Annotated in this window: 23 protein-coding genes; 11 read left to right on the plus strand and 12 right to left on the minus strand. The window is 74.2% G+C overall.

The genetic code is table 11. The features are described 5' to 3' along the window. Positions 1–24: 24 nt before the first annotated feature. The 3 genes from ACH436_RS11815 (at position 25) to ACH436_RS11825 (ending at position 3,371) form a co-directional block, all read left to right on the plus strand. Complete coding sequence (locus ACH436_RS11815; RefSeq protein WP_430560374.1) at positions 25–1,548, plus strand: aldehyde dehydrogenase family protein; 1,524 nt, start codon at positions 25–27, stop codon at positions 1,546–1,548. A gap of 14 nt (positions 1,549–1,562) precedes the next feature. Further along, complete coding sequence (locus ACH436_RS11820) at positions 1,563–1,976, plus strand: DUF779 domain-containing protein (RefSeq protein ID WP_430560375.1); 414 nt, start codon at positions 1,563–1,565, stop codon at positions 1,974–1,976. A 105-nt stretch (positions 1,977–2,081) separates the two neighbouring features. After that, positions 2,082–3,371 carry a YeeE/YedE family protein gene (locus ACH436_RS11825; protein WP_430560376.1) on the plus strand — a complete coding sequence of 430 codons (1,290 nt, stop codon included), beginning with the start codon at positions 2,082–2,084 and terminating at the stop codon, positions 3,369–3,371. Positions 3,372–3,386: 15 nt separating this feature from the next. Here the strand turns inward: ACH436_RS11825 and ACH436_RS11830 are convergent, their stop codons facing one another. Then, positions 3,387–3,752 carry a DoxX family protein gene (locus tag ACH436_RS11830; protein ID WP_430560377.1) on the minus strand — a complete coding sequence of 122 codons (366 nt, stop codon included), beginning with the start codon at positions 3,750–3,752 and terminating at the stop codon, positions 3,387–3,389. 160 nt (positions 3,753–3,912) lie between these two features. Between ACH436_RS11830 and ACH436_RS11835 the strand changes: the two genes are divergently transcribed. Beyond that, positions 3,913–4,905, plus strand: a complete 993-nt coding sequence (locus tag ACH436_RS11835; protein WP_430560378.1) for a hypothetical protein — start codon at positions 3,913–3,915, stop codon at positions 4,903–4,905. Positions 4,906–4,907: 2 nt separating this feature from the next. On the opposite strand, the gene ACH436_RS11840 is transcribed toward ACH436_RS11835, so the two are convergent. Beyond that, complete coding sequence (locus tag ACH436_RS11840; protein WP_430560379.1) at positions 4,908–5,387, minus strand: HNH endonuclease; 480 nt, start codon at positions 5,385–5,387, stop codon at positions 4,908–4,910. A gap of 189 nt (positions 5,388–5,576) precedes the next feature. Here ACH436_RS11840 and ACH436_RS11845 point away from each other — a divergent pair, with 189 nt between their 5' ends. Beyond that, entirely contained in the window at positions 5,577–6,224 is a 648-nt protein-coding gene (locus ACH436_RS11845) for a dihydrofolate reductase family protein (protein ID WP_430560380.1), read from the plus strand. Between the two features lie 7 nt (positions 6,225–6,231). On the opposite strand, the gene ACH436_RS11850 is transcribed toward ACH436_RS11845, so the two are convergent. The 4 genes from ACH436_RS11850 to aceA all read right to left on the minus strand — a co-directional run bounded on the left by ACH436_RS11850 (position 6,232) and on the right by aceA (position 10,935). Further along, on the minus strand, positions 6,232–6,654 hold the full coding sequence (locus ACH436_RS11850; protein ID WP_430560381.1) for a hypothetical protein: 423 nt from the start codon (positions 6,652–6,654) through the stop codon (positions 6,232–6,234). A gap of 140 nt (positions 6,655–6,794) precedes the next feature. After that, a complete protein-coding gene (locus tag ACH436_RS11855; protein WP_430560382.1) occupies positions 6,795–7,721 on the minus strand; it encodes a DinB family protein in 927 nt (308 codons plus the stop codon). A gap of 110 nt (positions 7,722–7,831) precedes the next feature. Beyond that, positions 7,832–9,559, minus strand: a complete 1,728-nt coding sequence (aceB, locus tag ACH436_RS11860) for a malate synthase A (protein WP_430560383.1) — start codon at positions 9,557–9,559, stop codon at positions 7,832–7,834. A 65-nt stretch (positions 9,560–9,624) separates the two neighbouring features. Beyond that, a complete protein-coding gene (gene aceA, locus ACH436_RS11865; protein WP_430560384.1) occupies positions 9,625–10,935 on the minus strand; it encodes an isocitrate lyase in 1,311 nt (436 codons plus the stop codon). A gap of 161 nt (positions 10,936–11,096) precedes the next feature. On the opposite strand from aceA, the gene ACH436_RS11870 reads away from it, so the two are divergent. Further along, positions 11,097–12,593 (plus strand): helix-turn-helix domain-containing protein, encoded by a 1,497-nt coding sequence (locus tag ACH436_RS11870; RefSeq protein WP_430560533.1) that lies wholly within the window; start codon positions 11,097–11,099, stop codon positions 12,591–12,593. Positions 12,594–12,617: 24 nt separating this feature from the next. Here the strand turns inward: ACH436_RS11870 and ACH436_RS11875 are convergent, their stop codons facing one another. Continuing rightward, positions 12,618–13,298, minus strand: a complete 681-nt coding sequence (locus tag ACH436_RS11875; RefSeq protein WP_430560385.1) for a TetR/AcrR family transcriptional regulator — start codon at positions 13,296–13,298, stop codon at positions 12,618–12,620. A 120-nt stretch (positions 13,299–13,418) separates the two neighbouring features. Between ACH436_RS11875 and ACH436_RS11880 the strand changes: the two genes are divergently transcribed. Continuing rightward, on the plus strand, positions 13,419–14,843 hold the full coding sequence (locus ACH436_RS11880; protein ID WP_430560386.1) for an MFS transporter: 1,425 nt from the start codon (positions 13,419–13,421) through the stop codon (positions 14,841–14,843). Between the two features lies 1 nt (position 14,844). Here the strand turns inward: ACH436_RS11880 and ACH436_RS11885 are convergent, their stop codons facing one another. Beyond that, positions 14,845–15,366, minus strand: a complete 522-nt coding sequence (locus ACH436_RS11885; protein WP_430560387.1) for a hypothetical protein — start codon at positions 15,364–15,366, stop codon at positions 14,845–14,847. Positions 15,367–15,515: 149 nt separating this feature from the next. Here ACH436_RS11885 and ACH436_RS11890 point away from each other — a divergent pair, with 149 nt between their 5' ends. After that, entirely contained in the window at positions 15,516–16,271 is a 756-nt protein-coding gene (locus tag ACH436_RS11890) for a DedA family protein (RefSeq protein WP_430560388.1), read from the plus strand. Here ACH436_RS11890 and nhaA read toward each other — a convergent pair. Together nhaA and ACH436_RS11900 are read right to left on the minus strand one after the other, a co-directional pair. Then, positions 16,237–17,598 carry a Na+/H+ antiporter NhaA gene (gene nhaA, locus ACH436_RS11895; RefSeq protein ID WP_430560534.1) on the minus strand — a complete coding sequence of 454 codons (1,362 nt, stop codon included), beginning with the start codon at positions 17,596–17,598 and terminating at the stop codon, positions 16,237–16,239. The genes ACH436_RS11890 and nhaA overlap by 35 nt on opposite strands. A gap of 61 nt (positions 17,599–17,659) precedes the next feature. Then, the gene (locus ACH436_RS11900; protein ID WP_430560389.1) at positions 17,660–18,235 is read right to left on the minus strand and encodes a DUF1697 domain-containing protein; all 576 of its coding nucleotides are present in this window, start codon (positions 18,233–18,235) and stop codon (positions 17,660–17,662) included. Positions 18,236–18,586: 351 nt separating this feature from the next. Here ACH436_RS11900 and ACH436_RS11905 point away from each other — a divergent pair, with 351 nt between their 5' ends. Continuing rightward, positions 18,587–19,870: a PhoH family protein gene (locus ACH436_RS11905; protein ID WP_430560535.1), complete on the plus strand. Its 1,284-nt coding sequence runs from the start codon at positions 18,587–18,589 to the stop codon at positions 19,868–19,870. Between the two features lie 16 nt (positions 19,871–19,886). On the opposite strand, the gene ACH436_RS11910 is transcribed toward ACH436_RS11905, so the two are convergent. After that, entirely contained in the window at positions 19,887–21,269 is a 1,383-nt protein-coding gene (locus tag ACH436_RS11910; protein ID WP_430560390.1) for an FUSC family protein, read from the minus strand. Positions 21,270–21,319: 50 nt separating this feature from the next. Here ACH436_RS11910 and ACH436_RS11915 point away from each other — a divergent pair, with 50 nt between their 5' ends. Next, a complete protein-coding gene (locus ACH436_RS11915; protein ID WP_430560391.1) occupies positions 21,320–21,829 on the plus strand; it encodes a MarR family winged helix-turn-helix transcriptional regulator in 510 nt (169 codons plus the stop codon). A 190-nt stretch (positions 21,830–22,019) separates the two neighbouring features. Here ACH436_RS11915 and ACH436_RS11920 read toward each other — a convergent pair whose 3' ends face one another. Then, positions 22,020–23,456: a class II fumarate hydratase gene (locus ACH436_RS11920; protein ID WP_430560392.1), complete on the minus strand. Its 1,437-nt coding sequence runs from the start codon at positions 23,454–23,456 to the stop codon at positions 22,020–22,022. An 83-nt stretch (positions 23,457–23,539) separates the two neighbouring features. On the opposite strand from ACH436_RS11920, the gene ACH436_RS11925 reads away from it, so the two are divergent. After that, entirely contained in the window at positions 23,540–24,097 is a 558-nt protein-coding gene (locus tag ACH436_RS11925; protein WP_430560393.1) for a DUF1697 domain-containing protein, read from the plus strand.

The raw sequence follows: 24,097 nt of genomic DNA on the forward strand, positions 1-24,097 counted from the left end.
GCGCCGCACGTGCGAGGAGGCAGCATGACCGTCTACGCAGCCCCCGGTCAGCCCGGGGCGATCGCCGAGTACCGCGCCCGGTACGACCACTGGATCGGCGGCGAGTACGTGCCGCCCGCGAGCGGGCAGTACTTCGAGAACCCGAGCCCGGTCACCGGGCAGACCTTCACCGAGGTGGCGCGCGGCAACGCCGACGACATCGAGCGCGCCCTCGACGCCGCCCACGGCGCGGCGCCCGCGTGGGGGCGCACGTCCGTCACCGACCGGGCGAACGTCCTCAACAAGATCGCCGACCGCATGGAGGCGAACCTCGAGAAGATCGCCGTCGCCGAGTCGTGGGAGAACGGCAAGCCCGTCCGCGAGACGCTCGCCGCGGACATCCCGCTCGCCATCGACCACTTCCGCTACTTCGCCGGCGCGATCCGTGCGCAGGAGGGGTCGATCTCGGAGATCGACGAGGACACGATCGCCTACCACTTCCACGAGCCGCTCGGCGTCGTCGGGCAGATCATCCCGTGGAACTTCCCGATCCTCATGGCCACGTGGAAGCTGGCGCCCGCGCTCGCGGCGGGCAACGCCGTCGTGCTCAAGCCGGCCGAGCAGACCCCGGCGTCGATCCTGTTCCTCATGGACCTCATCGGCGACCTGCTGCCCCCGGGTGTCGTCAACGTGGTCAACGGGTTCGGCGTCGAGGCGGGCAAGCCGCTCGCGTCGAGCTCGCGCATCCGCAAGATCGCGTTCACCGGCGAGACGACGACGGGCCGCCTGATCATGCAGTACGCGTCGCAGAACATCATCCCGGTGACGCTGGAGCTGGGCGGCAAGAGCCCGAACATCTTCTTCTCGGACGTCGCGTCGGCGCGGGACGACTACTACGACAAGGCGCTGGAGGGCTTCACGATGTTCGCCCTCAATCAGGGGGAGGTGTGCACCTGCCCGTCGCGCGCGCTCATCCAGTCCGACATCTACGACCAGTTCCTGGGCGACGCGCTGGAGCGGACCAAGGCGGTCAAGCAGGGCAACCCTCTGGACACCGAGACGATGATCGGCGCCCAGGCGAGCAACGACCAGCTCGAGAAGATCCTGTCGTACATCGACATCGGCAAGGCCGAGGGCGCCAAGGTGCTCACGGGCGGGCACCGGGCCGAGCTCGACGGCGACCTCGCGGGCGGCTACTACGTGACGCCCACCGTCTTCGAGGGCAAGAACTCGATGCGGATCTTCCAGGAGGAGATCTTCGGGCCCGTCGTGTCGGTGACGGACTTCGCCGACTTCGACGACGCGATGAAGATCGCCAACGACACCCTCTACGGGCTGGGCGCCGGCGTCTGGTCCCGCCAGGGCGAGACGGCGTACCGCGCGGGCCGGACGATCGAGGCCGGGCGGGTGTGGACCAACTGCTACCACGCGTACCCCGCCGCGGCGGCGTTCGGCGGGTACAAGGGCTCCGGCGTCGGGCGCGAGAACCACAAGATGATGCTCGACCACTACCAGCAGACCAAGAACCTCCTGGTCAGCTACTCGGGCCAGAAGCTCGGGTTCTTCTAGGAGGTCCGCACGCGATGACCGACGACACGATCTCCCGTGTCGCCGTGACCGACGCCGCGGCCGGGCTGCTCGCCCGGCTGCGGCGTCAGCACGGCGAGCTGATGTTCCACCAGTCCGGCGGCTGCTGCGACGGCTCCAGCCCGATGTGCTACCCGGACGGCGACTTCCTGCTCGGCGACGCCGACGTGCACCTGGGCGACCTGCACCTCACCGACGGGCCGGCGGACGCCCCCGGGGCGACGGGGGAGTCGTTCACCGTGGCGGTCTGGATGAGTCGCGCGCAGTTCGAGTACTGGAAGCACACGCACCTCACGATCGACGTCGTGCCCGGTCGCGGGTCCGGATTCAGCGTCGAGGCTCCCGAGGGCGTGCGGTTCCTCATCCGGTCGCGCCTGCTGACCGACGCCGAGTGGGGAGCCCTGCGCTGACGTCGGCCGTCTCATGATGCAGGACGAGGCGGCTCGGGCCTAGAGATCGACGGTTGCCGAGGGGTACGGTCCGACCGCCCGCACCCACGTCCCGAGGAATCCGTCGTGACCACCGCCGCCCCCGCCCGTCCGCAGCGCTCCCTGCTCGCGCCGCCCCCGACCAGCGTGCCCACCCCCAAGGCGCCGCCCGCGCCCCCGGTGTCGCGCGTCCCGCTGACCGTGGCCTCCGTCGTCGGCGTCGCGCTCGTCGCCTGGACGGCCACGCAGCACGGCGCCAAGCCGGCCGTGCTCCTGCTGCTCGGGATCGGCCTGGGCGTCGCCCTCTTCCACTCGCGGTTCGGCTTCACGTCCGCCTGGCGGCGCCTCGTGGCTGTCGGGAACGGCGCCGGCCTGCGCGCGCACACCGTGCTCCTGGGCGCCACGGCGGTGCTGTTCGCCCTGATCATCGGCTCGGGCGCCGGGCTGTTCGGCTCCGCACCGGCGCCCAGCGCCGGTGACATCGGCGTGGGCCTGCTCCTCGGCTCCTTCCTCTTCGCGATCGGCATGCAGGTGGGCGGCGCGTGCGCGTCGGGCACGCTGTTCGCGGTCGGGTCGGGGCAGACGTCCATCGTCCTCACGCTCGGCGGGTTCGTCGTCGGGTCGACGCTCGCCGCGTGGCAGGCGCCGCTGTGGCAGGACCTGCCCGCGTTCGAGCCGGTGCTCTTCGCCGACTGGTTCGGCGGCAGCGGCTGGGCGTGGGCAGGCTCCCTCGCCGTCACGCTCGCGCTGCTGTCCCTGGTGTGGGCCGCGTCGCGCGTCGTCCAGGCGCGTCGCACCCCGCCGCCGGAGGGCGCCGTCCCGTCGGCCCGCACCCCGTGGGCCCGCGTCGTGCGCGGGTCGTGGCCGCTGGTGGTGGGCGCCCTCGTGCTCGCGGTGCTCGGCGGCCTGGTGATGCTCGTCTCCGGGGGAGCCTGGGGGATCACCAGCGCCTTCGCGCTGTGGGGCTCGAAGCTCGTCGGGCTGCTCGGCGGGAACCCCGCGGCCTGGGCGTACTTCCAGCCGGAGCCGCAGGCCGCGGCGCTCGCAGGACCGGTGCTCACCGACAAGACGAGCCTCACGGACATCGGCATCATCGTGGGCGCGGCGCTCGCGGCGTCGGCCGCCGGCGTGTGGAAGCTGCACACCCGGGTGCCCGCGCGGCTGGCGCTCGGCGCGGTCCTGGGCGGCGTCGCCATGGGGATCGGCGCCCGCATCGCCGGTGGCTGCAACATCGGTGCCTACCTCGCCGGCATCGCGTCCGGGTCGGCGCACGGCTGGATCTGGGGTGCGGTCGCCCTGCTCGGCACCTGGGTGGGGCTGCGCCTGCGCCCCCTGTTCGGGCTCCGGGTCCCCGCGCCGCGCGACAGCGTCTGCTGACGGTCGCCGGCGCGCCTACCAGCCGGCGAAGCGCCCCACGGCCACGAACGCGGCGGCGAGCAGCAGGAGCACGTTGACCCACAGCTGCGCGAGCTCGCGGCGTCGCACGTGCACCGAGATCGCCAGCGCCTGCAGCACCACGAGGCACGTCGCGGCCACCGGGGTGAGCCACGGCACGACGCCGGTCGCCAGGGGAAGGACCAGGCCGAGCGCGCCGGCGATCTCCGCGAGGCCGATGAGGCGCACCACGAGCACCGGGAAGTCCTCCACCCACCCCATGGACGCGCGCAGGCGCTCGCGGCTGCGGGTCAGCTTGACGAAGCCCACCGCCAGGTAGAGCAGGGCGAGCAGCCCGGCGGCGACCCACAGCCCGATGTTCATCCGGTGCCTCCTCGCGGCAGCAGCTCGTCGGCAGGGTGACGGCGGGGCCAGGGCGGAGCGGCGACGCCGTCGTGCCTGCTCGGAACCTAGCGCGCCGACGTGGCGACCGGAACGACCACGCCCGTGGTGTCGGAGGGTCGGTGCCCGATATGTTCTCCCGGTGACCCGAGAGACCCTCCCCTCCCTGTCGGCACTGCCCGCGTGGCTCGTGCCCTCCGTGTTCCTGCACTGGTCGGCCGACTGGCTGACCGAGTCCGTCGCGATCGCGACCCGCTCACCGGAGCACCGGCTGCCGGCCGGCCCGGACGGCCCGCAGCGGGGGGACGTGGTCGTCACCGTGCTCGGCGACGCCGGCGTGGTCGCTGCAGTGGAGCTCATGGGGGCCACCGACGGCGAGAGCTGGGTGAGCGACGACCTGTTCGGCCCGGACCGGCCGATCGTCTGGGCCGACCTGTTCGAGGGCGCCGACTCGTACACGGGCACGTCCGGCTGGCTGCCGCCCGAGCACGCCCGCCTCGTGCTCGACGGTGTCGCGGAGCAGTTCCGCGCCGGCCCCGTGCACACCCTCGACCCGGGCGACTGCGGTGCCGGCGCCACCGCGCCCGACGTGCACGCCCTGCGCATCCTCGGCCACCGGGCCGTGACGGGCTGGTCGATGCGCCGCGAGGAGCGCTGCGCCACCTGCGAGCGGTTCGTCGACGTGCACCGCATGCAGGCCCACGACGACGGCGCCGTGCGGCTCGGCACCACCACCGCGGGCGGGCGCACCCTCGAGCAGCTCGTGCGCGACGTGCACCTGCTGTGCGGCCAGTGCCACGACCTGCTGCACGCGCACACCGTGGCGTCCCAGCGTGCACGGATGCGCCCGCAGTGCCCGGGGTGCGGGGCCCGTGGCAAGACGAAGCGGATCGTGTGGGGCATGACGTTCCAGGACGACGTGATGAACGCCGAGCCGGACGTCGTCTACGGCGGCTTCGAGGTGCCCGTGCCGACGCCGGAGTGGTACTGCACCGAGTGCCACGCGAACTTCGCGAGCAGCGTCATCGCCTCGCGCGCCCTCACGCCGGCGGACCGGGGCGGCGCGAACGCCCTGCCGGCGACCGGGTCGCTCACCGTGGTGCCGGACCTGCCGGAGGACGAGCCCGCGGCCTGAGCTCAGGCCGCGGCCGGCGCGGCGGCGCGCCGTCGCCGGCGCACGAGCCCGTGCTCCGCGGGCGGGACGAACGGCGCGAGCAGCAGCGGCATGCCGGCCTCCAGCGGCGTGCGGTCGGCCTTGCGGCCGTTGCACGCCTCGCACGCGGCGACGAGGTTCAGCCACGACGAGTCGCCGCCGCGCGAGCGGGGGATCACGTGGTCGACCGTCTGCGCCGGGCCGCCGCAGTAGGCGCACGCGCCGTCGCGACGCTTCACGCCCTCCTTGGTGACCGCCGGCCGCCCGGCGCTGCGGTACCGCCAGCGCATCGCGACGTACCGCACCAGGCGCAGCACGCGGGGCATGGGGTACGGCCCGAAGCGGTGGCCCTCCACCGCCTCCTCGACCACCGCGACCTCGCGGACCAGCATCGTGATGGCGTGCTTGACCGACACGCGGTGCAGGGGCTCGTAGCCCGCGTTGAGCACCAGGACGTCGGCCATGGCTCCGCTCCCTCCACCCCGTCGGTCCGGCCGGTCGGCATGCCGTGTGAATCCGGTCACAGGATGCTGCCGAGGTGAAAATATGCCGCCGGGGCGCGGAAGTCCAGGGCAATGGCCGGTCGGGGAGGCGATGAGAACGACATCCCCGCAGCGTCCACCCTCCGTCAGCACCGACCGACGGAGGACCGCATGAGGCTCAGCGTCAACGTCTTCACCTCGCTCGACGGGGTGGTCCAGGGGCCCGGCGGGCCCGAGGAGGACACCCGCGGAGGCTTCGCGGAGGGCGGCTGGTTCGTGCCGTTCACCTCGGACCCGGTGTTCGGGGAGGTCGTCGAGGGCTGGTTCGCCGAGGTCGACGCGTTCCTGCTGGGCCGCACCACCTACGACATGTTCTGGGCGTCGTGGGGCCAGGTCACCGACCCGGACGACGCCCTGGCCGCCCGCATCGACGCCGGGCCCCGGTACGTCGTCTCCTCGACCCTGCGCGACCCGGAGTGGGCCCGCACCACCGTGATCGACCCGGGCAACCTCGCCGCCGACGTCCAGGCGCTCAAGGACGGCCCCGACGGCGAGCTCCAGGTGCACGGCAGCGCGCGCCTCGCGAGCACCCTGCACGACCTGGGGCTCGTCGACCTCTACCGGCTCGTCGTCGCCCCCGTCGTCCTGGGCTCCGGCGCCCGCCTGTTCGACGACGGCGCGTCCCCGTCCGGGTTCGCCGTCGCACGGTCGCGGCTCGGCGACTCCGGGCTCGTGTTCCTGGAGCTGGAGCCGCGGCCGCTGCGGCACGGCACCGCGGACGTCGTCGACGGGCAGCAGTCCGTGCGGCTCGACGGCTGAGGCGCCGTCACGCGTCGTCGAGGGCCAGCGGCCGCACCTGCCCGCCGGCGGCGACGAAGAACCCGCGCAGCCGTACGCCCTGGCCGTCGGCCTGCTCGCGCAGCTCGCGGTTCCAGGTGCGGTCGTCAGCGGTGACGGTGGAGTCCCCGGGTCGCTCGAGGACGACGACGGCGCAGCCGCCGGGCGCCTCGTCGTCGACGACGCTGCGCAGCACGGTGCCCAGGCCGACGAGAGAGGCCGCGTCGGGTCGCAGGGGCACGTCCTCGATCGGCAGGGCGAGGCCGAGGAGCCGGTCGTCGGCGTCCAGCCAGGTCACGGTGAGGGTGCGCCCCCGAGGGCGCACGCCTCCCGCGAGGAAGTGGGCGAGCTGCAGCAGCTCGGCGTCGTCGGCGATCTCGTCGCCCGGGCGGAACGGGGTGGTGGTGTCCATGCGCCGTCACCCTGCCGCACCCGGGCGACCGCGCGCGGGCGTTATCCACAGGCCGCCAAGCCCTGACTGCCGAACAGGCGGTTGACACCGTTATCGCGTTCTCACGGGGCCCATAACGGTGTCAACCGCCTGTTCGGCAGTCAGGGAGCGAGGAGCCCGGCCAGCTCGGTGCGTCCCAGGAACTCGGCCCAGCCGGCCGGCGTCGCCCCGAAACGTCCGTCGACGGCGGTGGGGTCCGCGCCGCGGTCGAGCAGCAGCCGGACGTCGTCCGGGGTGCCGGTGGTCGCGGCGAAGTGCAGAGCCGTGGAGCCGTCGTCGGCCGAGGCCGTGACCGGGAAACCGCGCTCGACGAGCGACCGCACCGCGTCCCAGCGCCCGAGTCCGGCCAGCTCGACGAGCAGGGTCGGGTGCCGTGCGGGCAGGTCGCCCAGCCCGCCGTCGAGCCGGAGCATCCGCTCGAGGTCGACCGCGCTGCCGCCGAGCGCCACGGCGACGACAGGGTCGCGGCGCTGGCGCCGCGCGCGGTAGAGGTCGCGCAGCAGGCAGATCTCGGCGCCGTGCGCCATCGCCTCGCGGTTGAGGTGCGCCACGAGGGCACCGAGGGAGTCCTCCCGGTACGGCCCGCCGCGCGGCCCGAGCGGCGTGGCGAGGGCGTCGTCGTCGAGCCGGGCCAGGTTGTCGCGCCACAGCTCGTAGCCCTCGTGCAGGAGATCGAGTCCGCCGGCGGCCGTCAGCGGCAGGGGTTCCGGCCAGTGCCGCGCGTCGAACATGTCGGCGTCCGCGGGGGCGGGCGTGGGGCCGAAGAGCGCCCGGCCGCGCTTGCCCCAGACGTCGCGCCCCAGGTGGGCGGTGCGCCACGCGATCGTCGTCACCGGCGGCACGGGCGGGTCCACCGGCGTCAGCTCGATCCGGACGGTGCCGTCGTCGTCGCGCCGCAGGCTCCACGCGCCGTCGACCGGCTCCCAGAGGTACTCGTCGTCGGTCAGCCCCTGCAGCCGCGGCCACAGGTGGACGTCCCAGTAGAACTCGACCTGGCCCAGCAGGAGCTCGCGCAGCGTCGTCGCCATCCCCCGATCCTGCCCGAGGTGACGCCGAACAGGCGGTTGACACCGTTATCGCGACCCATCGGGCCTGATAACGGTGTCAACCGCCTGTTCGGCGACCGACCGAAGGGCGCTCAGCCCGCCAGGTAGCGGGCGTACGCGCCGGTGGTGAGGAACGGCGGGAACTCCTCGCCCAGCGCCACCTCGCGGAACAGCGCCGTGGCGTCCTCGAAGCGGTCGCCGGGGAACCGGGGCAGGCCGCGCAGGACGTCGCGCAGCACGGCCTCGCAGCGCACGCGGGTGATGGGCAGACCGTCGTCCGTCGTCGTGCCCGACGCGACCCACTGCCACACCTGCGACCGGGAGATCTCCGCGGTGGCGGCGTCCTCCATGAGGTGGTCGATCGCCGCCGCACCGGTGCCCCGCAGCCACGACTCGATGTACCGGAGCCCCACGGACACGTTCGTCCGCAGCCCCGCCGCCGTCACGGTCGCGCCCTCGCGCCGTGCCGAGGCGACGTCGAGCAGCTCCGCCTGGCCCACCTCGACGTCGTCGCGCAGCCGGTCCACCTGGTTCTCGCGCTCGCCGAGCACCTCGTCGAAGGCCCCGCGCGCCACCTCGACCAGGTCGGGGTGCGCCACCCAGGTGCCGTCGAAGCCGTCGTGGGCCTCGCGCGTCTTGTCGGACCAGACCTGGCCGACGGCGCGCTCGGTGACCTCGGGGGAGCGACGGTCGGGGATGAAGGCGCTCGTGCCGCCGATGGCGTGCGCCCCGCGCTTGTGGCACGTGGCGACCAGCAGCTCCGTGTACGCCCGCATGAACGGCGCGGTCATCGTCACCTGGCCGCGGTCGGGCAGCACGTACGACGATCCCCGCTTGCGGAAGCACTTGATCACGCTGAACAGGTAGTCCCAGCGGCCGGCGTTGAGGCCGGCGCAGTGGTCGCGCAGCTCGTAGAGGATCTCCTCCATCTCGAACGCGGCCGGCAGCGTCTCGATGAGCACCGTCGCGCGGATCGTGCCGCGGGGGAGGCCGAGCGCCTCCTGCGCCGCCTCGAAGACCTCGTTCCACAGCCGGGCCTCGCGGTAGCCCTCCAGCTTGGGCAGGTAGAAGTACGGCCCGCGCCCGCGGGCGACCAGCTCGTGGGCGTTGTGGAACAGGTAGAGCCCGAAGTCGACCAGCGAGCCCGACGCCGGCTGCGTCGACCCGTCCGGGCCGGTGTAGGCCAGGTGCGACTCGAACAGGTGCCAGCCGCGCGGCCGGAAGACGATCGTCGGCAGCTCGGTGAGGTCCGTCGACCGGAGCGCGTACTCCTTGCCCGCCGGGTTGGTGAACGTCAGCGTGCCCCGGATCGCGTCGTGCAGGGCGAGCTGCCCCTCCACCACGTTGCGCCACGTCGGGGACTGCGCGTCCTCGGCGTCGGCCAGCCAGCACCGGGCCCCCGAGTTCAGCGCGTTGATCGTCATCTTCGGGTCCGTCGGGCCCGTGATCTCCACGCGCCGGTCGCTCAGCCCCGGCGCCCCGGCCGCGCCGGCGACCCGCCAGGACGGGTCGTCGCGCACGGGACGGGTGGCCGGGTTGAAGTCCGGGTCGTCGCCGTCCGCGATGCGCCGCATGCGGCGCTGCCGCTCCAGCAGGAGCTCGGTGCGGTCGTCGGCGAACCGGTCGTGCAGCATCGCCAGGAACGCCAGCGCCTCCGGGGTGAGGATCTCCTCGTCGCGCGCCCCGAGCGGGGCGGTGACCGTGAGGTGCCCCTCCGCGAGCGACGTCCCGCCCCAGACGAACGGGTCGGTCGCGGTGTCGGCGAGCGGCGTGCCGACGGCGGGCACGGGGGCGGTGGTCGGGGACGTGAGCGTGGTCATGGCGTGCCTCCGGTCTGTCGGGGCTGGTCGGGCGGTGCGGGTGGGGGAGGGGCGAGCCGTGCGGCTCAGAACTGCGCGGCCTCGGTGGAGCCGGCGAGCGCGAGGGTGGCGGCGTCGGGGTTGAGCGCCGTCGACACGCGGTCGAAGTAGCCGGTGCCGACCTCGCGCTGGTGCTTGGTCGCGGTGTAGCCGCGCTCCTCGGCGGCGAACTCGGCCTCCTGCAGCCGCACGTAGGCGGACATCTGCTCGCGGGCGTAGCCGTGGGCGAGGTCGAACATCGAGTAGTTCAGGGCGTGGAAGCCGGCGAGGGTGATGAACTGGAACCGGAAGCCCATGGCGCCCAGCTCGCGCTGGAACTTCGCGATCGTGTCGTCGTCCAGGTGCTTCTTCCAGTTGAACGACGGCGAGCAGTTGTACGCCAGCATCTGGTCGGGGAAGTCGGCCTTGACGGCCTCGGCGAACGACCGCGCGAGCTCGAGGTCGGGGGTGCCGGTCTCCATCCAGATGAGGTCGGCGTACGGGGCGTAGGCCTTGGCCCGGGCGATGCACGGCTCGATGCCGTTGCGCACCTCGTAGAACCCCTCGCCCGTGCGACCGCCGGTGAGGAACGGGCGGTCGCGCTCGTCGACGTCGGACGTGATCAGCGTGGCCGCCTCGGCGTCCGTGCGGGCGATGACCACGCTCGGCACGTCGGAGACGTCGGCCGCGAGCCGCGCCGCGTTGAGCGTGCGCACGTGCTGCTGGGTGGGGATCAGCACCTTGCCGCCCAGGTGGCCGCACTTCTTCTCGCTGGCGAGCTGGTCCTCCCAGTGCACGCCCGCGGCGCCCGACGCGATCATCGACCGCATCAGCTCGTACGCGTTGAGCGGGCCGCCGAAGCCGGCCTCGGCGTCCGCCACGATCGGGGCGAGCCAGTCGCGCGTCGGGGCGCCGTTCTCGGAGACGTCGATCTGGTCGGCGCGCAGCAGCGCGTTGTTGATGCGGCGCACGACGGCGGGCACGGAGTTCGCCGGGTACAGCGACTGGTCTGGGTAGGTCTGGCCCGCGAGGTTCGCGTCGCCGGCCACCTGCCAGCCCGACAGGTAGATGGCCTGGAGCCCGGCCTTCACCTGCTGCACGGCCTGGTTGCCGGTCAGCGCGCCGAGGGCGTTGATGAAGTCCTCCTCGTGGAGCTGACGCCACAGCCGCTCGGCCCCGCGCCGGGCCAGCGTGTACTCCTCGCCGACCGATCCGCGCAGCGCGACGACGTCCTCGGCGGTGTAGGTGCGCTCGACGCCCGCCCAGCGGGGGTCGGTCGCCCACTGCTCGGCCAGCTCCGCGGCGGTCTGCGTCTGGTCGCCGGCGGCGGTGGTGCGGGGGTCGAGGGTGGCGGTCATGTCGTGCCTCTTTCGTCTTTCGTCGTGCGGCGACGACGGCGGGGGCCGTCGTCCTTGGTCACGACCCTGGCGTGACGCGCCACCCCTCGGCCAGGAATTCCGAGAAGAAATTCTCGGGTTCTTCTCCTGGACGGAAGGTGTGTCGCGTGTCACCCTCGACCATGGCCATCTCGACCGACAACCGGCCCGGTACCCGGGACGACGCGACGCTGCCCATCGACCAGGAGGCCGACGCGCTCACGATCGGCCGCCGCATCCGGCATCTGCGGACGCGCCGCGGCATGACGCTGGAACAACTCGGAGAGGCCATCGGACGTGCCCCGTCACAGGTCTCGATGCTGGAGAACGGCAAGCGCGAGCCCACCATCGCGCGCCTCCAGGCGGTGGCCCGCGCCCTGGGCGCGAGCGTCGAGGACCTGCTCTCCGCCCAGCCGCCCTCGCACCGTGACGCGCTCGAGATCGAGCTGGAGCGGGTGCAAAGGGGGGCGCTCTTCTCCGCGCTCGGCGTGCACCCCGTGAAGGTGGGCAAGTCGCTGCCCACGGATGCGCTGGAGGCGATCGTGGGGCTCCAGCGCGAGCTGGAGCGCCTGCACTCCGAGCGCGCGCTCACCCCGGAGGAGGCGCGTCGCGCCAACACCGAGCTGCGCGCGGACATGCGCGCGCAGGACAACTACTTCCCCGACCTCGAGATCGTCGCGCGCGGCCTGCTCGACGACGTGGGGCACGGTCGCGGCCCGCTGCCGCAGCGTGCGGTGGGGGAGCTGGCCGCCCACCTCGGCTTCTCGATCCACTACGAGCCGGACCTGCCGCAGTCCACGCGGGCCGTCATCGACCAGCTCCACCGACGCGTCTACCTGCCGAGCAACGGGATCCGTGGGCGGTCCGAGGCGCGCTCCGCCGTGCTGCAGGCGCTCGCCTCGCACGTCCTCGAGCATGCCGAGCCGCGCGACTACCGGGAGTTCCTGCGCCAGCGGGTCGAGGCCAACTATCTGTGCGCGGCCCTGCTGGTGCCCGAGCGTGACGCGGTCAAGCAGCTGCGTGAGGCCAAGGAGCGGCGGTCGATCTCGCTGGAGGACCTGCGCGACGCGTTCGCGGTCTCCTACGAGACGGTCGCCCACCGCTTCACCAACCTGGCGACCCGGCACCTCGGCATCCCGGTGCACTTCATGAAGATCCACGAGTCGGGCGCGATCCACAAGGCGTACGAGAACGACGGCGTGCGCTTCCCGGCCGACCCCCTCGGCACCGTGGAGGGGCAGCACGTGTGCCGGCACTGGACCGCCCGCGTCGTGTTCGGCATCGCGGACCGGCTCAGCCCGTACTACCAGTACACCGACACCCCCACGGGCACCTACTGGTGCACGTCGCGCGTGCAGGACACCCCCGACGGGCGCTTCTCCGTGAGCGTCGGCGTGCCCTACGCGCAGGTCAAGTGGTTCCTGGGCCGGGAGACGACGGCGCGCAGCACGTCGCGCTGCCCCGACGAGAGCTGCTGCCGGCGGCCGGCCGAGCCGCTCGCCCGCCGCTGGGGCGGGCACGCGTTCCCGAGCGCCCGCCCGCACGCGTCGATGCTCGCCGCGATGCCGTCCGGCGCGTTCCCCGGCGTCGACACGACCGAGGTCTACGAGTTCCTGGAGCGGCACGCGCCGACGGAGTGACCGGTCCGGCGGGCGGGGCGACGCTCAGTCGTGCCAGGCGCCGACCCAGTCGTCCCAGCTCGGGCCGTCGGCCAGGCCGTCGTCGTCGCGCGCCCGGGTGCGGAGCCCGGCCAGGACGAGCCGGAGGTACCGCAGGTGCAGGGTGTCCGCCTCGACGCGGGGGAAGGGGAGCGCGGGGCGCAGGTGCAGCAGGAGCTGCATGACGTCGGCCGGCGTGAACCCGTCCGGCAGGACGCCCGCGGCGCGGTCGTACGCGACCAGGCGCTCGAGCCCGGCCCGCAGGTCGCGCGTGGCCGCGGCGAGGTCTGCCGGGAGCGGCCCGCCGGATCCTGGCGGGCGCAGCAGCGGGCCCGAGGCCTCCGTGATCTGCCGCGCGAGGAAGGTCCCCACCGCGCCCTCGACGTCGAGTCCGGGGCCGGCCGCAGCGTCGGAGCCGTGCTCGTCCGCGACCTCGGTCGCCAGCCGTGCCGCCTCACGCACCGCCTGGACGTGCAGCGCCTCGACCAGCGCCTCCTTGGTGGGGTAGCGGCGGTAGACCGAGCCCACGCCGACGCCGGCGTGCCGGGCGACGTCGGCCATCGAGGCGCCGTGGCCCTGGGCCGCGAAGACCTCGCGGGCGGCCGCCAGCACCGCGGTGTCGTTGGCGCGCGCCTCGCGCAGGCGGCCGGGGAGCGGGCGGTCGTCGGCGGCGGAGGTGGAGGGCATGGCCTCACGGTAGCCGCCGCCCCGGTGCTAGGGTGAATCGGAACGAGCATTCCGTTCCGATTGGATCGACGCCGCGCGACGAGGCGCAGCCACACCGCACCGACAGAGAGCGAGCACCCCGTGCCTCCGACCAGTCCCGCCGCGCCCACCGGGGAGCCCGACCGTCCCGACAGCGGGGTGGTGCGCCAGCCCGGCCGCGTGACCTTCGCCCTCAGCGCCGCCGTGCTGGCGTTCTCGCTGATGCAGACGCTCGTCGTCCCCGCCCTGCCGACGCTGGGCCGGGAGCTCGGCGCGAGCGCTCAGGGGACCGGCTGGATCCTCACCGCGTTCCTGCTCTCCGGGGCGGTCCTCGCGCCCGTCGTCGGGAACCTCGGGGACCGGTTCGGGCACCGGCGCGTGCTGCTCGGCACGCTCCTCGTGTTCGCCGTCGCGACGCTCGTCGCCGCGGGCGCGCCGAACCTCGGCGTGCTGCTCGCCGCACGCGTCGTGCAGGGGGTGAGCACCGCGACGTTCCCGCTCGCCCTCGCGCTGGCGCGCTCGCTCCTGGCGGGGCCCCGGCTCGCGGCCGCGTTCGGCTGGATCCCCGGCATGATCGGCCTCGGCGCGGGTGCCGCGCTCGTGGTGGGTGGCGTGGTCGTCGACGCCCTCGGCTGGCGGTGGCTCTTCGTGCTGGGCGCCGTCCTGATCCTCGCCTCGGGTGCGCTGGTCGCCGTGTGGGTGCCGCGTGGCGGCGCGCCCGCCGTGCGGCGCCGGACCGACTGGGCCGGCATCGCGCTGCTCGCGGGCGGCCTGGTGGGCGTGCTGCTGGCCGTCTCGCAGGGCGGCACGTGGGGCTGGGGCTCGCGGCGGACGGTCCTCGTCGGCGTGGTCGGTCTCGTGCTTCTCGCCGTGCTGGTGATCGTCGAGCGGCGCACCGCCGCGCCCGTGGTCGACGTGCGCACCTTCCGGCACGGGCCGATCGTGCTCGTCAGCCTGCTGACGGTGGCGGTGGGCTTCGTGCCGTACGTCTGCTACGTCGCGCTGCCGCTGCTCATGCAGGCGCCCGCGGAGACGGGGTACGGCCACGGCATGAGCGTGACGGTCTCCGGGCTGGCGATGCTCCCCAGCGCCGTCCTGGTCTTCCTCGGCGGTCGCGCCACCCCGGCGCTGGTGCGGCGCGTAGGCCCGGGCGGCACGGGAGCGGTCGCCGCGGGCGTGATGCTCCTCGGCGCGGTCGGGCTCGCGCTCTGGCCGTCCACGCCCTGGGCTGTGGTCGTGGCCTTCTCCGTCCTCGGGCTGGGCAACGGCATCGGGTACGCGATCTGCGCCCAGCTCGTCGTCTCCTGGTCGCCGCCCACCGAGACCGGTGCCGCGACGGGGCTGAACAGCGTGGTGCGGACGGCCGGATCGGCGGCGGCTGCGCCCGTCGTCACCGCCCTCCTCGCGACCGGCGCGACCGACCCGGCCGGCGCCTACTCCGCGGCGTTCTGGGTCGCGGCCGCGGCGAGTGTCGTGGGCGTGGTGGTCGCGCTCGTCCTCGCGGCGCGGTCGCGCCGGGCCGTCTGAGCTACGGGAGAGCGCCCGCGCCCTGCCGCGACGCGGCAGGGCGGGACGACCTCCGATACCAGCGCAGGAGCCTGAGGGCCAGGACGGCCGCCACAACGAGGACGACGAGGGCTGCGAGGAGGGGGCCGTCCCACCAGTCGGTCGCCTGGTGGACGACGTCCGCGTCCGGGCTGTCGGCGACGTAGGCGGGGCTCACGGGTGGGGGACGGCCGTCCCCGCGTGATGTTCCGAGGTCGTCGCGCAGCAGGGCGTCCACCAGCACGATGCTCCCGTCGTCGGCGGTGAATGTCCCGCGCCAGCTGCAGTGCTCGGAGGCCCACGATCGCCGGCCGTGGCCGTAATCGCAGTGCTGGCGCTCCGGGGTGAACACTCCCTCCATGCCGGACCCGTGCGTCACGCGGTACGTCTCGATGGAGCCGTCGGCGGCCAGGGCGAGCACGCCTACCGCGAACAGCGCGATGGCCACGAGTCCAGCGACCAGGCCGACGCGTGCGCGGACCAGGCGAACTTCCGGCGACGTCACGGCCGGAGCATAGCCACTCGCTCCGGAGGGAGACGGCGTTCCGGGACGGACGGAGGCCGCGGCCGGGGCAACCGCTCAGGGTTCCCCCAGGGTCGAACCGGGGGGACACCCCATGGCGCCGGGTCCGTCGGGCGCCGGAGGGTGGAAGCATGATCGACGCGATCGCCTCGCTCTGGGGGCAGCTGGAGAGCACGCTGTTCGCGCTCGTGTCCTCCGCATGGGCGTTCCCCGCCCTGTTCGGGGCGACCGCGGCCGACGGCTTCTTCCCGCCCGTGCCCGGCGAGACCGTGATCATCATGATGGCGGTGGGCGCCGAGACGGGGCAGGCCGTGAACCTCGCGCTCGTGATCCTCGTCGCCGCCCTCGGCGCGTGGTGCGGCGACCAGGTGGCCTACGCCCTTGGCCGCGCGCTCGGCACGTCCCGGGTCCCCTTCTTGCGCGGGCCGCGCGGGCAGCGTGCCGTCGCCTGGGCCGCCCGCTCCTTCGAGCGGCGCGGCGCGTCGGTCGTCCTCGGGGCGCGCTTCGTGCCCGTCGGGCGGATGGCGGTCAACGTCACCGCGGGCGCCGTCGGGTTCTCCCGCCGGCGCTTCATGGCACTGTCCGCCGTCGCGTCCCTGGCATGGGCGACATGGTCCGTGCTGCTCGGGGTGGTGGCCGCCCAGCCCCTGGGCGACCACCCGCTGCTCGCGGTCGTCGTCGGCATCGTCGTGGGCACGGTGCTCGGGTTCGTCGTCGACCGGGTCCTCACCGCCTGGGCGGACCGCGGCCGTCGCACCGCACTGGCGCCGCGGACGACGTCGGTGGCCCAGCGGGAGCCGGCGCTCACGGGCGGCGCCGCCCCGCGGATCCCCGCCCGCGGCGCCACCGCGCTCAGTGCTCCCTGCGGTCCTTCTCGTCCCCGATGAAGTCGGCGACGGCGTCGTCGACGCCGTCGAGGTTCATGTCGGAGGTGCGCGCACGCCGGGCGTCCCAGCGCAGCATCAGGGCGCCCAGGATCGCGGCGATCAGCGACGCGAGCAGGATGGCGGACTTCGCGCCGAGGGTGTGCTCGGACTCGTGGCCGAACGACAGCTCGGTGATGAGCAGCGACACGGTGAACCCGATGCCGGCGAGCAGCGCGATCGGCAGCAGGTCCCGCACGCCGATGCCCTGCGCCAGGCGCAGCGGGGTGAGCCGCGTGACGAGCCACGTGGTGCCCAGCACCCCGAGCAGCTTCCCCAGGACCAGGCCGGCGATGATCGCGAGCACGACCGGCTGGTCGAGCACCTCGGCGACGCCGCCGCCGTCGCGCAGGTCCACGCCGGCCGCGAAGAAGGCGAAGATCGGCAGGGCGAGCCCCTGCGACCAGGGCTTGACCGCGCGCTCGTAGCGGTGCGTGCGGCTGTCGTCCTCGCCGTGCACCGGGCGCGCCGCGACGGTGAAGCCCATGAGCACGCCGGCGACGGTCGCGTGCACGCCCGAGGCGTGCATGAAGGCCCAGGCGACGACGAAGAGCGGGACGAGCAGCCACCACCGGGGGTTGCGGGAGCGCACGTACCAGCCGAAGAGTGCGATCACGACCAGGGCCGCCGCGAGGTAGCCGAACTGCAGCTCGGCCGTGTAGAAGACGGCGATGACGACGATCGCGAGCAGGTCGTCCACCACGGCGAGCGTGAGCAGGAAGGTCCGGATCGCGGCGGGGAGACCCTTGCCGAAGACGGCGAGCACGGCGAGCGCGAAGGCGATGTCGGTGGCGGTCGGGATCGCCCACCCCTCCAGCGCGCTCGAGTCGCCCAGGGTCAGCACGACGACGGAGTAGATGACCGCCGGGACCACCATGCCGCCGACCGCGGCGAGCATGGGGACGCCCGCCTCCTTGGGGCTGCGCAGGCTGCCGGCGACGAACTCGTGCTTCAGCTCGAGCCCGACGACGAAGAAGAAGATCGCCAGGAGGCCGTCGGCCGCCCAGGCGGCGACCGAGAGGTCCAGGTGGATGTGGAGCGGGCCGAGGTACGCGAAGCCGAGGACGGTCTCCGACAGATCGAGGTACCACTGCCGCCAGGCGGAGTTGGCCAGCAGGAGCGCCAGCAGGGCGGCGCCGATGAGGAGCGCCCCGCCGGTGGTCTCGCGCGAGGCGAAGCGGCGCAGGCGGGTGCCAATGGGCTGGGTGGCGGTCTCGGAGGTCAGGGCGCCTCTCCTGTCCGGTCGTGGGGTCGTCGCGATCCCGGCGTCGCAGCCGGTGCCACCGACCAGACTTCCCGGCTCACCGCGGGCAAGCCTAACGTCCGGTGGCGGGTGCCGTCTCCGTGGTCCGTCAGGTCGCCTCGCGGGCCATCGCGACCAGCCTGGTCAGGGTGTTCCAGTTCCGCGCGGTGGTCCAGGTGCCCGCGGCACGGTCGACCAGGGCGGGGGTGAGCTTCGACCGGCCGATGCCCGCCACATAGTCCACGTAGAGCACGCCGTCGACGACGGCGACCCGCTCCGGGCGGTCCGCCACCAGCCGTGCGACCGCGTCGGCGTCCACCGGCTCGGGGGAGACGTGCACCTGCACGTGCGAGGGATGGTCCGCGACCGCGTCCGGGAACGGGTCGGCGGCGAGGACGGCGGCCACGCGCCCCGCCGTCAGCGCCACCGCGCGCAGGTCGCCACCGAGCTGCGCGGCCAGCGCGGCGGTGACCCGTTCGGCGACGTCGGCGTCGCCCGCGGCTCCCACGGCGACCAGGTTGCCGCTGTTGGCGTAGGTGCGGGCGTCCGTCAGGCCGGCCGAGGCAGCGGCCTCGCGCAGGTCGGCGGAGCTCACGCGGCGGTTCCCTCCGACGTTGACGCCGCGCAGCAGCACGACCCAGGCGGTCGCGTCGTCGTCGGTGGACCGGGAGGGCGTCGGGGTCACCGCTCCATGGTGCGCGCCCTTCCGGCGTGCGTCGCGGCGGGGTCCGGGGCGTGAACGCCGGGTGACAACTTCCCGACCCGCCGACGCGGGGGTGGTGGCGCGAATCACAGCGTCGTAGTTTGGCGGCAGGGACGGCGTCCAGCCGTCCTCGGGGAGGCCAGCCGATGGGGTTCACGCTCCGTGCGGGAGGGCCGGCTCCGGCCGGGCGCCGCACGACGCCCCCGGGGCGGCCGCCCGACCACCTGGAGGGAGCTCGCCGTGGCCCGAACCGCACCCACCCCTGAGCGCGACACCGTCGACGCCACCGACCCGGACGGCGCCACCCCGCGCACGTTCGTCGTCGACACGTCCGTGCTGTTGTCCGACCCACGGGCGATCCACCGCTTCGCCGAGCACGACGTCGTCCTGCCGGTCGTCGTCGTCACGGAGCTCGAGGCCAAGCGGCACCACGCCGAGCTCGGCTACTTCGCGCGCAGCGCGTTGCGGATGCTCGACGACCTCCGCGTCAAGCACGGGCGCCTCGACGCCCCCATCCCCGTGGGCGACGCCGGCGGGACGCTTCGCGTGGAGCTCAACCACACCGACCCGCAGGTGCTGCCCGCCGGGTTCCGGCTCGGCGACAACGACACGCGGATCCTGTCGGTCGCCGCCAACCTCGCGGCCGAGGGCCGGGACGTCACCGTGGTCTCCAAGGACCTGCCGATGCGGGTCAAGGCCTCGGCCGTCGGCCTGCGCGCGGAGGAGTATCGCCACGAGCTGGCCGTCGACTCCGGCTGGACCGGGATGCGTGAGATCGACGTCGCCGACGAGCAGGTCGGCACCCTCTACGAGGGCGGGGAGCTGGAGCTCGCGGCCCTCGACCCGGCCGTCGTCGAGGCCGCGTCCCCGCTGCTGTGCCACACCGGGCTGGTGATCCACTCGCCGGGAGGGTCGGCCCTCGGGCGCGTGACGCCGGACAAGACGGTCCGCCTCGTGCGCGGCGACCAGGACGTGTTCGGCGTCCATGGCCGCTCCGCGGAGCAGCGGATCGCCATCGACCTGCTGCTCGACCCCGAGGTCGGGATCCTCTCCCTGGGCGGGCGCGCCGGCACCGGCAAGTCCGCGCTCGCGCTGTGCGCGGGGCTGGAGGCGGTGCTCGAGCGCCGGCAGCACCGCAAGGTCATCGTGTTCCGCCCCCTGTACGCCGTGGGCGGCCAGGAGCTCGGCTACCTGCCCGGGTCGGAGTCCGAGAAGATGAACCCTTGGGCCCAGGCGGTCTACGACACGCTCGGTGCGCTGGTCTCGCCCGACGTCGTCGACGAGGTGATCGACCGCGAGATGCTCGAGGTGCTGCCGCTGACGCACATCCGCGGGCGCTCGCTGCACGACGCGTTCGTCATCGTGGACGAGGCCCAGTCTCTCGAGCGGAACGTCCTGCTCACGGTCCTGTCCCGCATCGGCCAGGATTCGCGGGTGGTGCTCACGCACGACGTCGCGCAGCGGGACAACCTGCGGGTGGGTCGGCACGACGGCGTCGCGGCCGTGATCGAGGCGATGAAGGGCCACCCGCTCTTCGCCCACGTGACTCTCACGCGGTCCGAGCGGTCGCCCGTGGCGGCGCTGGTCACCGAGATGCTGGAGTCGCTGGAGATCTGACGCGCCGCGCCGCCGGTCAGGCCGCCGCAGGCGCGGCCGGCCGGCGGCGCGGGTGCACCAGCACGACGGCGAGCACGCCGAGCGCGGCGCCGAGCACGGTGTCGAGGGCGCGGGACGCGGCCATCCCGGCCGGGTCCGCCGCCCCGCCGAGCGACGTCATCAGCAGCGCCATCGGCGTGATCGTGAGCATCGCGAGGCCGTAGTGGCGGCCCACGACGATCTCGGTGACCACCTGGAGCGCCACCACGAGCACGCAGGTGGCGGCGAAGCTCAGGTGGGCCGCCAGCAGCGGCCAGGCCAGCAGCGCGCCGAGGGCGGTCCCGCCCGCGCGCTGCAGCGCGCGCACCACGGCGTGGTGCGTGGTCGAGCCCTGGAGGGTCGCGGTGGCGCCCATCTGCGCCCACGCCGGGTGGCCCAGCCCGGCGACGAGCGCGACCGCGCCCGCCACGAGGCTCGAGATCGCGACGCGCGCGGACGCGAGGCGCCACGGCTGCGCGTGCCACGTGGCGCGGGCCGTGTCCCGCAGCCGCTCGCGGGGAGCCAGCGCGGCGGCAGGGCCCGCGGTGGCTGCCGTGCCGGGGCCGGGCTCCGCCCCGGTGTCCGTGCCGGCGCCGGCCGGGGGGTCGAGACGTGCGGCGATCTGCGCGAGGTCGGCGGCGAGCACCCGGGCGGTGTCCCGCGTGCGGCGGTGGGAGAGGTCGTCGGCCAGCACGGCCTCGGCGCGGGCGACGGCTGCCCGGGCGGCGGGGACGGCGGCCTCGGGCGCGCCCGGGGCGACGGCGCGCCTGACGGCGTCGGCGGCGCGCCGCACCGCGAGCCGCGCCGGTCCGCTGGGCCGGGCCAGGTAACCGCTCATCGCGACGGCCCAGGCGAGGGCTGCCCCGGCGGCGCAGGCGAGGGCCTGGGCGGCGACGGTGCCCCACACGGGCGGAGCGGCGAGCCCGCCGGCGGCGGTGAACACGACGATCGTGGCCCCGGGCGGACCGGTCCGCACGAGCAGGCACGCCACCGTCGCCGCGCTGGCGATCAGAGCCACCACGACGAGGGTGAGGGGGAGCGGCGCACCGGCCGTCGTGAGCGCTGCCGTGATCACGAACGAGCCGACGAGGAACACCGCCGCGCCCGCGACCAGGGCGGCCCGCCGGCGGTACGGCTCGTACCGGCCGTAGAGGGAGGTCAGCGCCCCGAGCGCGGCGAACCCGGCGAGGTCGGGGCGTCCGAGTGCGGCGCAGGCCGCCAGGGCGAGCGCGACCGCGGCGCCGCAACGCAGGGCGGCAGCGACGGTGGCGTCGGCGGGGTTCACCCGCAGCGCCGCGCGCAGGTGAGCGGGGTCGAGCACGTCACGGGCGCTGGACCGGACGGAGGACTTCACGGGGGAGGAGACAGGCAGGGGAGGCATTGCGGACCATGATAGTTCACAGGTAAATCATCTGGGAAGAAGTGCCGGGTGTGACCTCTATCCTGGTCCGCGTGGACTACATCGAGCGCGTGCGCGCGCAGTGGGCCGAGCGGCTGCCCGGCGTCGACACGTCCCCGGCCGAGGTCGGCGCGCGGGTGCGCCGGATCGCCGCGCTGCTCGAGGCGGAGCTCGCCGACGATCTCGCCGACGGCGACCTGACGCGGCCCGAGCTCGACCTGCTCACCGCGCTGCGCCGGTCGGGCCGGCCGTTGCGGGCGGGGGAGATCACGACGATGACCGGGTCTCCCGGCGCCTCGATCACGAAGCGCCTCGACCGGCTGGAGCGGGCGGGGCTGGTGGAGCGCGCCGTCCACGAGCGGGACAAGCGTGGCGTCCTGGTGGCGTTGACGGCCGAGGGGGAGGAGGTCGTCGACGAGCTGTTCCCGCGCCAGATCGAGCACGAGCGTGCGGCCCTGGTGGACCTGTCCGAGGCGGAGCGGGCCGAGCTCGGCCGGCTGCTCGCCGTCGTCCTGCGCCGACTGGACCCGAAGGACTACTGATCGCGGGGAGGCGCCGCACGTCTCAGGTGGAACCCCCCAGCCCCGCGCCCCGAGGGGCGCCTCCCCGCGTACGCCGACAGTAGCAGGTGAGGTAAGCCTTACCAACCCCCGGGTCGAGATGTGGTCGTCCCCGGAGACGCCGACGGCGGCGCTCCCCGTGGGGGAGCACCGCCGTCGCGGGACAGGGACGTCAGGCCTGCGGGGGCTTGGTCATCTTCAGGACGTCGAGGGCCGAGTCGAGCTGGGCCTCGGTGACCTCCCCGCGCTCCACGAAGCCGAGGTCGATCACGGCCTCGCGTACGGTGAGCCCCTGCTTGACCGAGTGCTTCGCGACCTTCGCGGCGGCCTCGTAGCCGATCACACGGTTGAGCGGCGTGACGATCGACGGCGACGACTCGGCGAACGCGCGGGCCTTGTCCACGTTGGCGGTGATGCCCGAGACGGTCTTGTCGGCCAGGACGCGCGAGGCGTTGGCGAGCAGGCGGACCGACTCCAGCACCCCCTGCGCGATGACGGGGATCTGCACGTTGAGCTCGAACGAGCCGCTGGCACCGGCCCACGCGACGGTGGCGTCGTTGCCGACCACGCGTGCCGCGACCATGAGCACGGCCTCCGGGATCACCGGGTTGACCTTGCCCGGCATGATCGACGAGCCCGGCTGCAGGTCGGGGATCGCGATCTCGCCCAGGCCGGTGTTCGGGCCCGAGCCCATCCAGCGCAGGTCGTTGCAGATCTTCGTGATCGACACGGCGATGGTGCGCAGCGCGCCCGAGAGCTCGACGAGTCCGTCGCGCGCCGACTGCGCCTCGAAGTGGTCCCGGGCCTCGGTCAGCGGCAGGCCCGTGTCCTCGCGCAGCAGCTCGATGACGCGCTGCGGGAAGCCGGCCGGGGTGTTGATCCCGGTGCCGACCGCGGTGCCGCCCAGCGGAACCTCGGCCGCGCGGGGCAGCGCCGCCTCCACGCGCTCGATGCCGTAGCGGATCGCCGCGGCGTACCCGCCGAACTCCTGACCCAGCGTCACCGGGGTGGCGTCCATGAGGTGCGTGCGGCCGGACTTCACGACCGTCGCGAACTCGTCGGCCTTGGCGGCCAGCGCGTCGGCCAGGTGCGTCAGGCCCGGGACCAGGTCGTGGATCGCGCCGGCGGTGGCGGCCACGTGCACCGAGGTCGGGAAGACGTCGTTGGACGACTGCGAGGCGTTGACGTGGTCGTTCGGGTGCACGTCCTTGCCGAGCGAGCGCGTCGCCAGGGTGGCGAGCACCTCGTTGGTGTTCATGTTCGACGACGTGCCCGAGCCGGTCTGGAAGACGTCGATCGGGAAGTGCGCGTCGTGGGCGCCGGAGGCGACCTCGTCGGCCGCGGCGACGATCGCGTCGGCGATGTCCTGGTCGAGCACGCCCAGCTCCGCGTTGGCGCGGGCGGCGGCCTTCTTGATGCGGGCCAGGGCCTCGATGTGCCCGCGCTCGAGCGTGGTGCCGGAGATGGGGAAGTTCTCCACGGCCCGCTGCGTCTGCGCGCGGTAGAGCGCGTGCGCCGGCACGCGCACCTCGCCCATCGTGTCGTGCTCGATGCGGTACTCGGTCTCGGGCGCGCCGGACGCGCCGGGGACGACGGTGTCGGAAGTCATGCCTCTATCGTGCCGCACCGTCGAGACCGGTCGGTCGTGAGGCGGGTCACGCCGGTGTGGGTGCCGCACGCCAGGATGGGGCCGTGACCTTCACCCACGCGGCCCTCTACCGCGCGATGAACCTCGGGCACCGCGGCAGCCCGGTGCGCGACGTGCTCGAGAGGGCGCTGCTCGAGGCCGGTGCCCGGGCGGTGCGCTCGTTCCAGACGAACGGCACGGTGCTGCTCGACGTCGGGAGCGCCTCCGACGGCGACGCGGCGGCCGTGGTCCGCGACGCGGCGCCGCTGCTGGCCGAGCGCGCGGGATACGGCCACGCGGCGCTGGTCCGGTCCCTCGACGACGTCGGTGCCGCGATCGACGGCGACCCGTTCGCCGTCACCCGCGACGAGCGGACCTACCGCGAGACCCTGACGTTCGTGGACGGCGGCGAGCCGCTGCCCCTGGACCTGCCGTGGACCGACCCGCGCGACCTGCTCGACCTCGTGGCGGCGCGGCCCGGTGTGGTGCTCGGCGTGGTGCGCGGTGGGCCCGGCACCTGGGCGGACCCGAACTCCCTGGTCGAGCGCCTCACGGGCGGGGTCGCCACGACCCGCACCCTCGGCACCGTGCGGCGGCTGCTGGCGGCCGCCGCACGGGCCTGA

Source organism: Isoptericola sp. NPDC019693, from assembly GCF_044389085.1.
In the GTDB taxonomy this organism is placed as follows: domain Bacteria; phylum Actinomycetota; class Actinomycetes; order Actinomycetales; family Cellulomonadaceae; genus Isoptericola.

Coding starts and splice junctions, on each gene's coding strand:
- ACH436_RS11815 (WP_430560374.1), top strand. CDS start 25: ATGACCGTCTACGCAGCCCCCGGTCAGCCCGGGGCGATCGCCGAGTAC.
- ACH436_RS11820 (WP_430560375.1), top strand. CDS start 1,563: ATGACCGACGACACGATCTCCCGTGTCGCCGTGACCGACGCCGCGGCC.
- ACH436_RS11830 (WP_430560377.1), bottom strand. CDS start 3,752: ATGAACATCGGGCTGTGGGTCGCCGCCGGGCTGCTCGCCCTGCTCTAC.
- ACH436_RS11840 (WP_430560379.1), bottom strand. CDS start 5,387: ATGGCCGACGTCCTGGTGCTCAACGCGGGCTACGAGCCCCTGCACCGC.
- ACH436_RS11845 (WP_430560380.1), top strand. CDS start 5,577: ATGAGGCTCAGCGTCAACGTCTTCACCTCGCTCGACGGGGTGGTCCAG.
- ACH436_RS11850 (WP_430560381.1), bottom strand. CDS start 6,654: ATGGACACCACCACCCCGTTCCGCCCGGGCGACGAGATCGCCGACGAC.
- ACH436_RS11855 (WP_430560382.1), bottom strand. CDS start 7,721: ATGGCGACGACGCTGCGCGAGCTCCTGCTGGGCCAGGTCGAGTTCTAC.
- aceB (WP_430560383.1), bottom strand. CDS start 9,559: ATGACCACGCTCACGTCCCCGACCACCGCCCCCGTGCCCGCCGTCGGC.
- aceA (WP_430560384.1), bottom strand. CDS start 10,935: ATGACCGCCACCCTCGACCCCCGCACCACCGCCGCCGGCGACCAGACG.
- ACH436_RS11870 (WP_430560533.1), top strand. CDS start 11,097: ATGGCCATCTCGACCGACAACCGGCCCGGTACCCGGGACGACGCGACG.
- ACH436_RS11875 (WP_430560385.1), bottom strand. CDS start 13,298: ATGCCCTCCACCTCCGCCGCCGACGACCGCCCGCTCCCCGGCCGCCTG.
- ACH436_RS11890 (WP_430560388.1), top strand. CDS start 15,516: ATGATCGACGCGATCGCCTCGCTCTGGGGGCAGCTGGAGAGCACGCTG.
- ACH436_RS11910 (WP_430560390.1), bottom strand. CDS start 21,269: ATGCCTCCCCTGCCTGTCTCCTCCCCCGTGAAGTCCTCCGTCCGGTCC.
- ACH436_RS11920 (WP_430560392.1), bottom strand. CDS start 23,456: ATGACTTCCGACACCGTCGTCCCCGGCGCGTCCGGCGCGCCCGAGACC.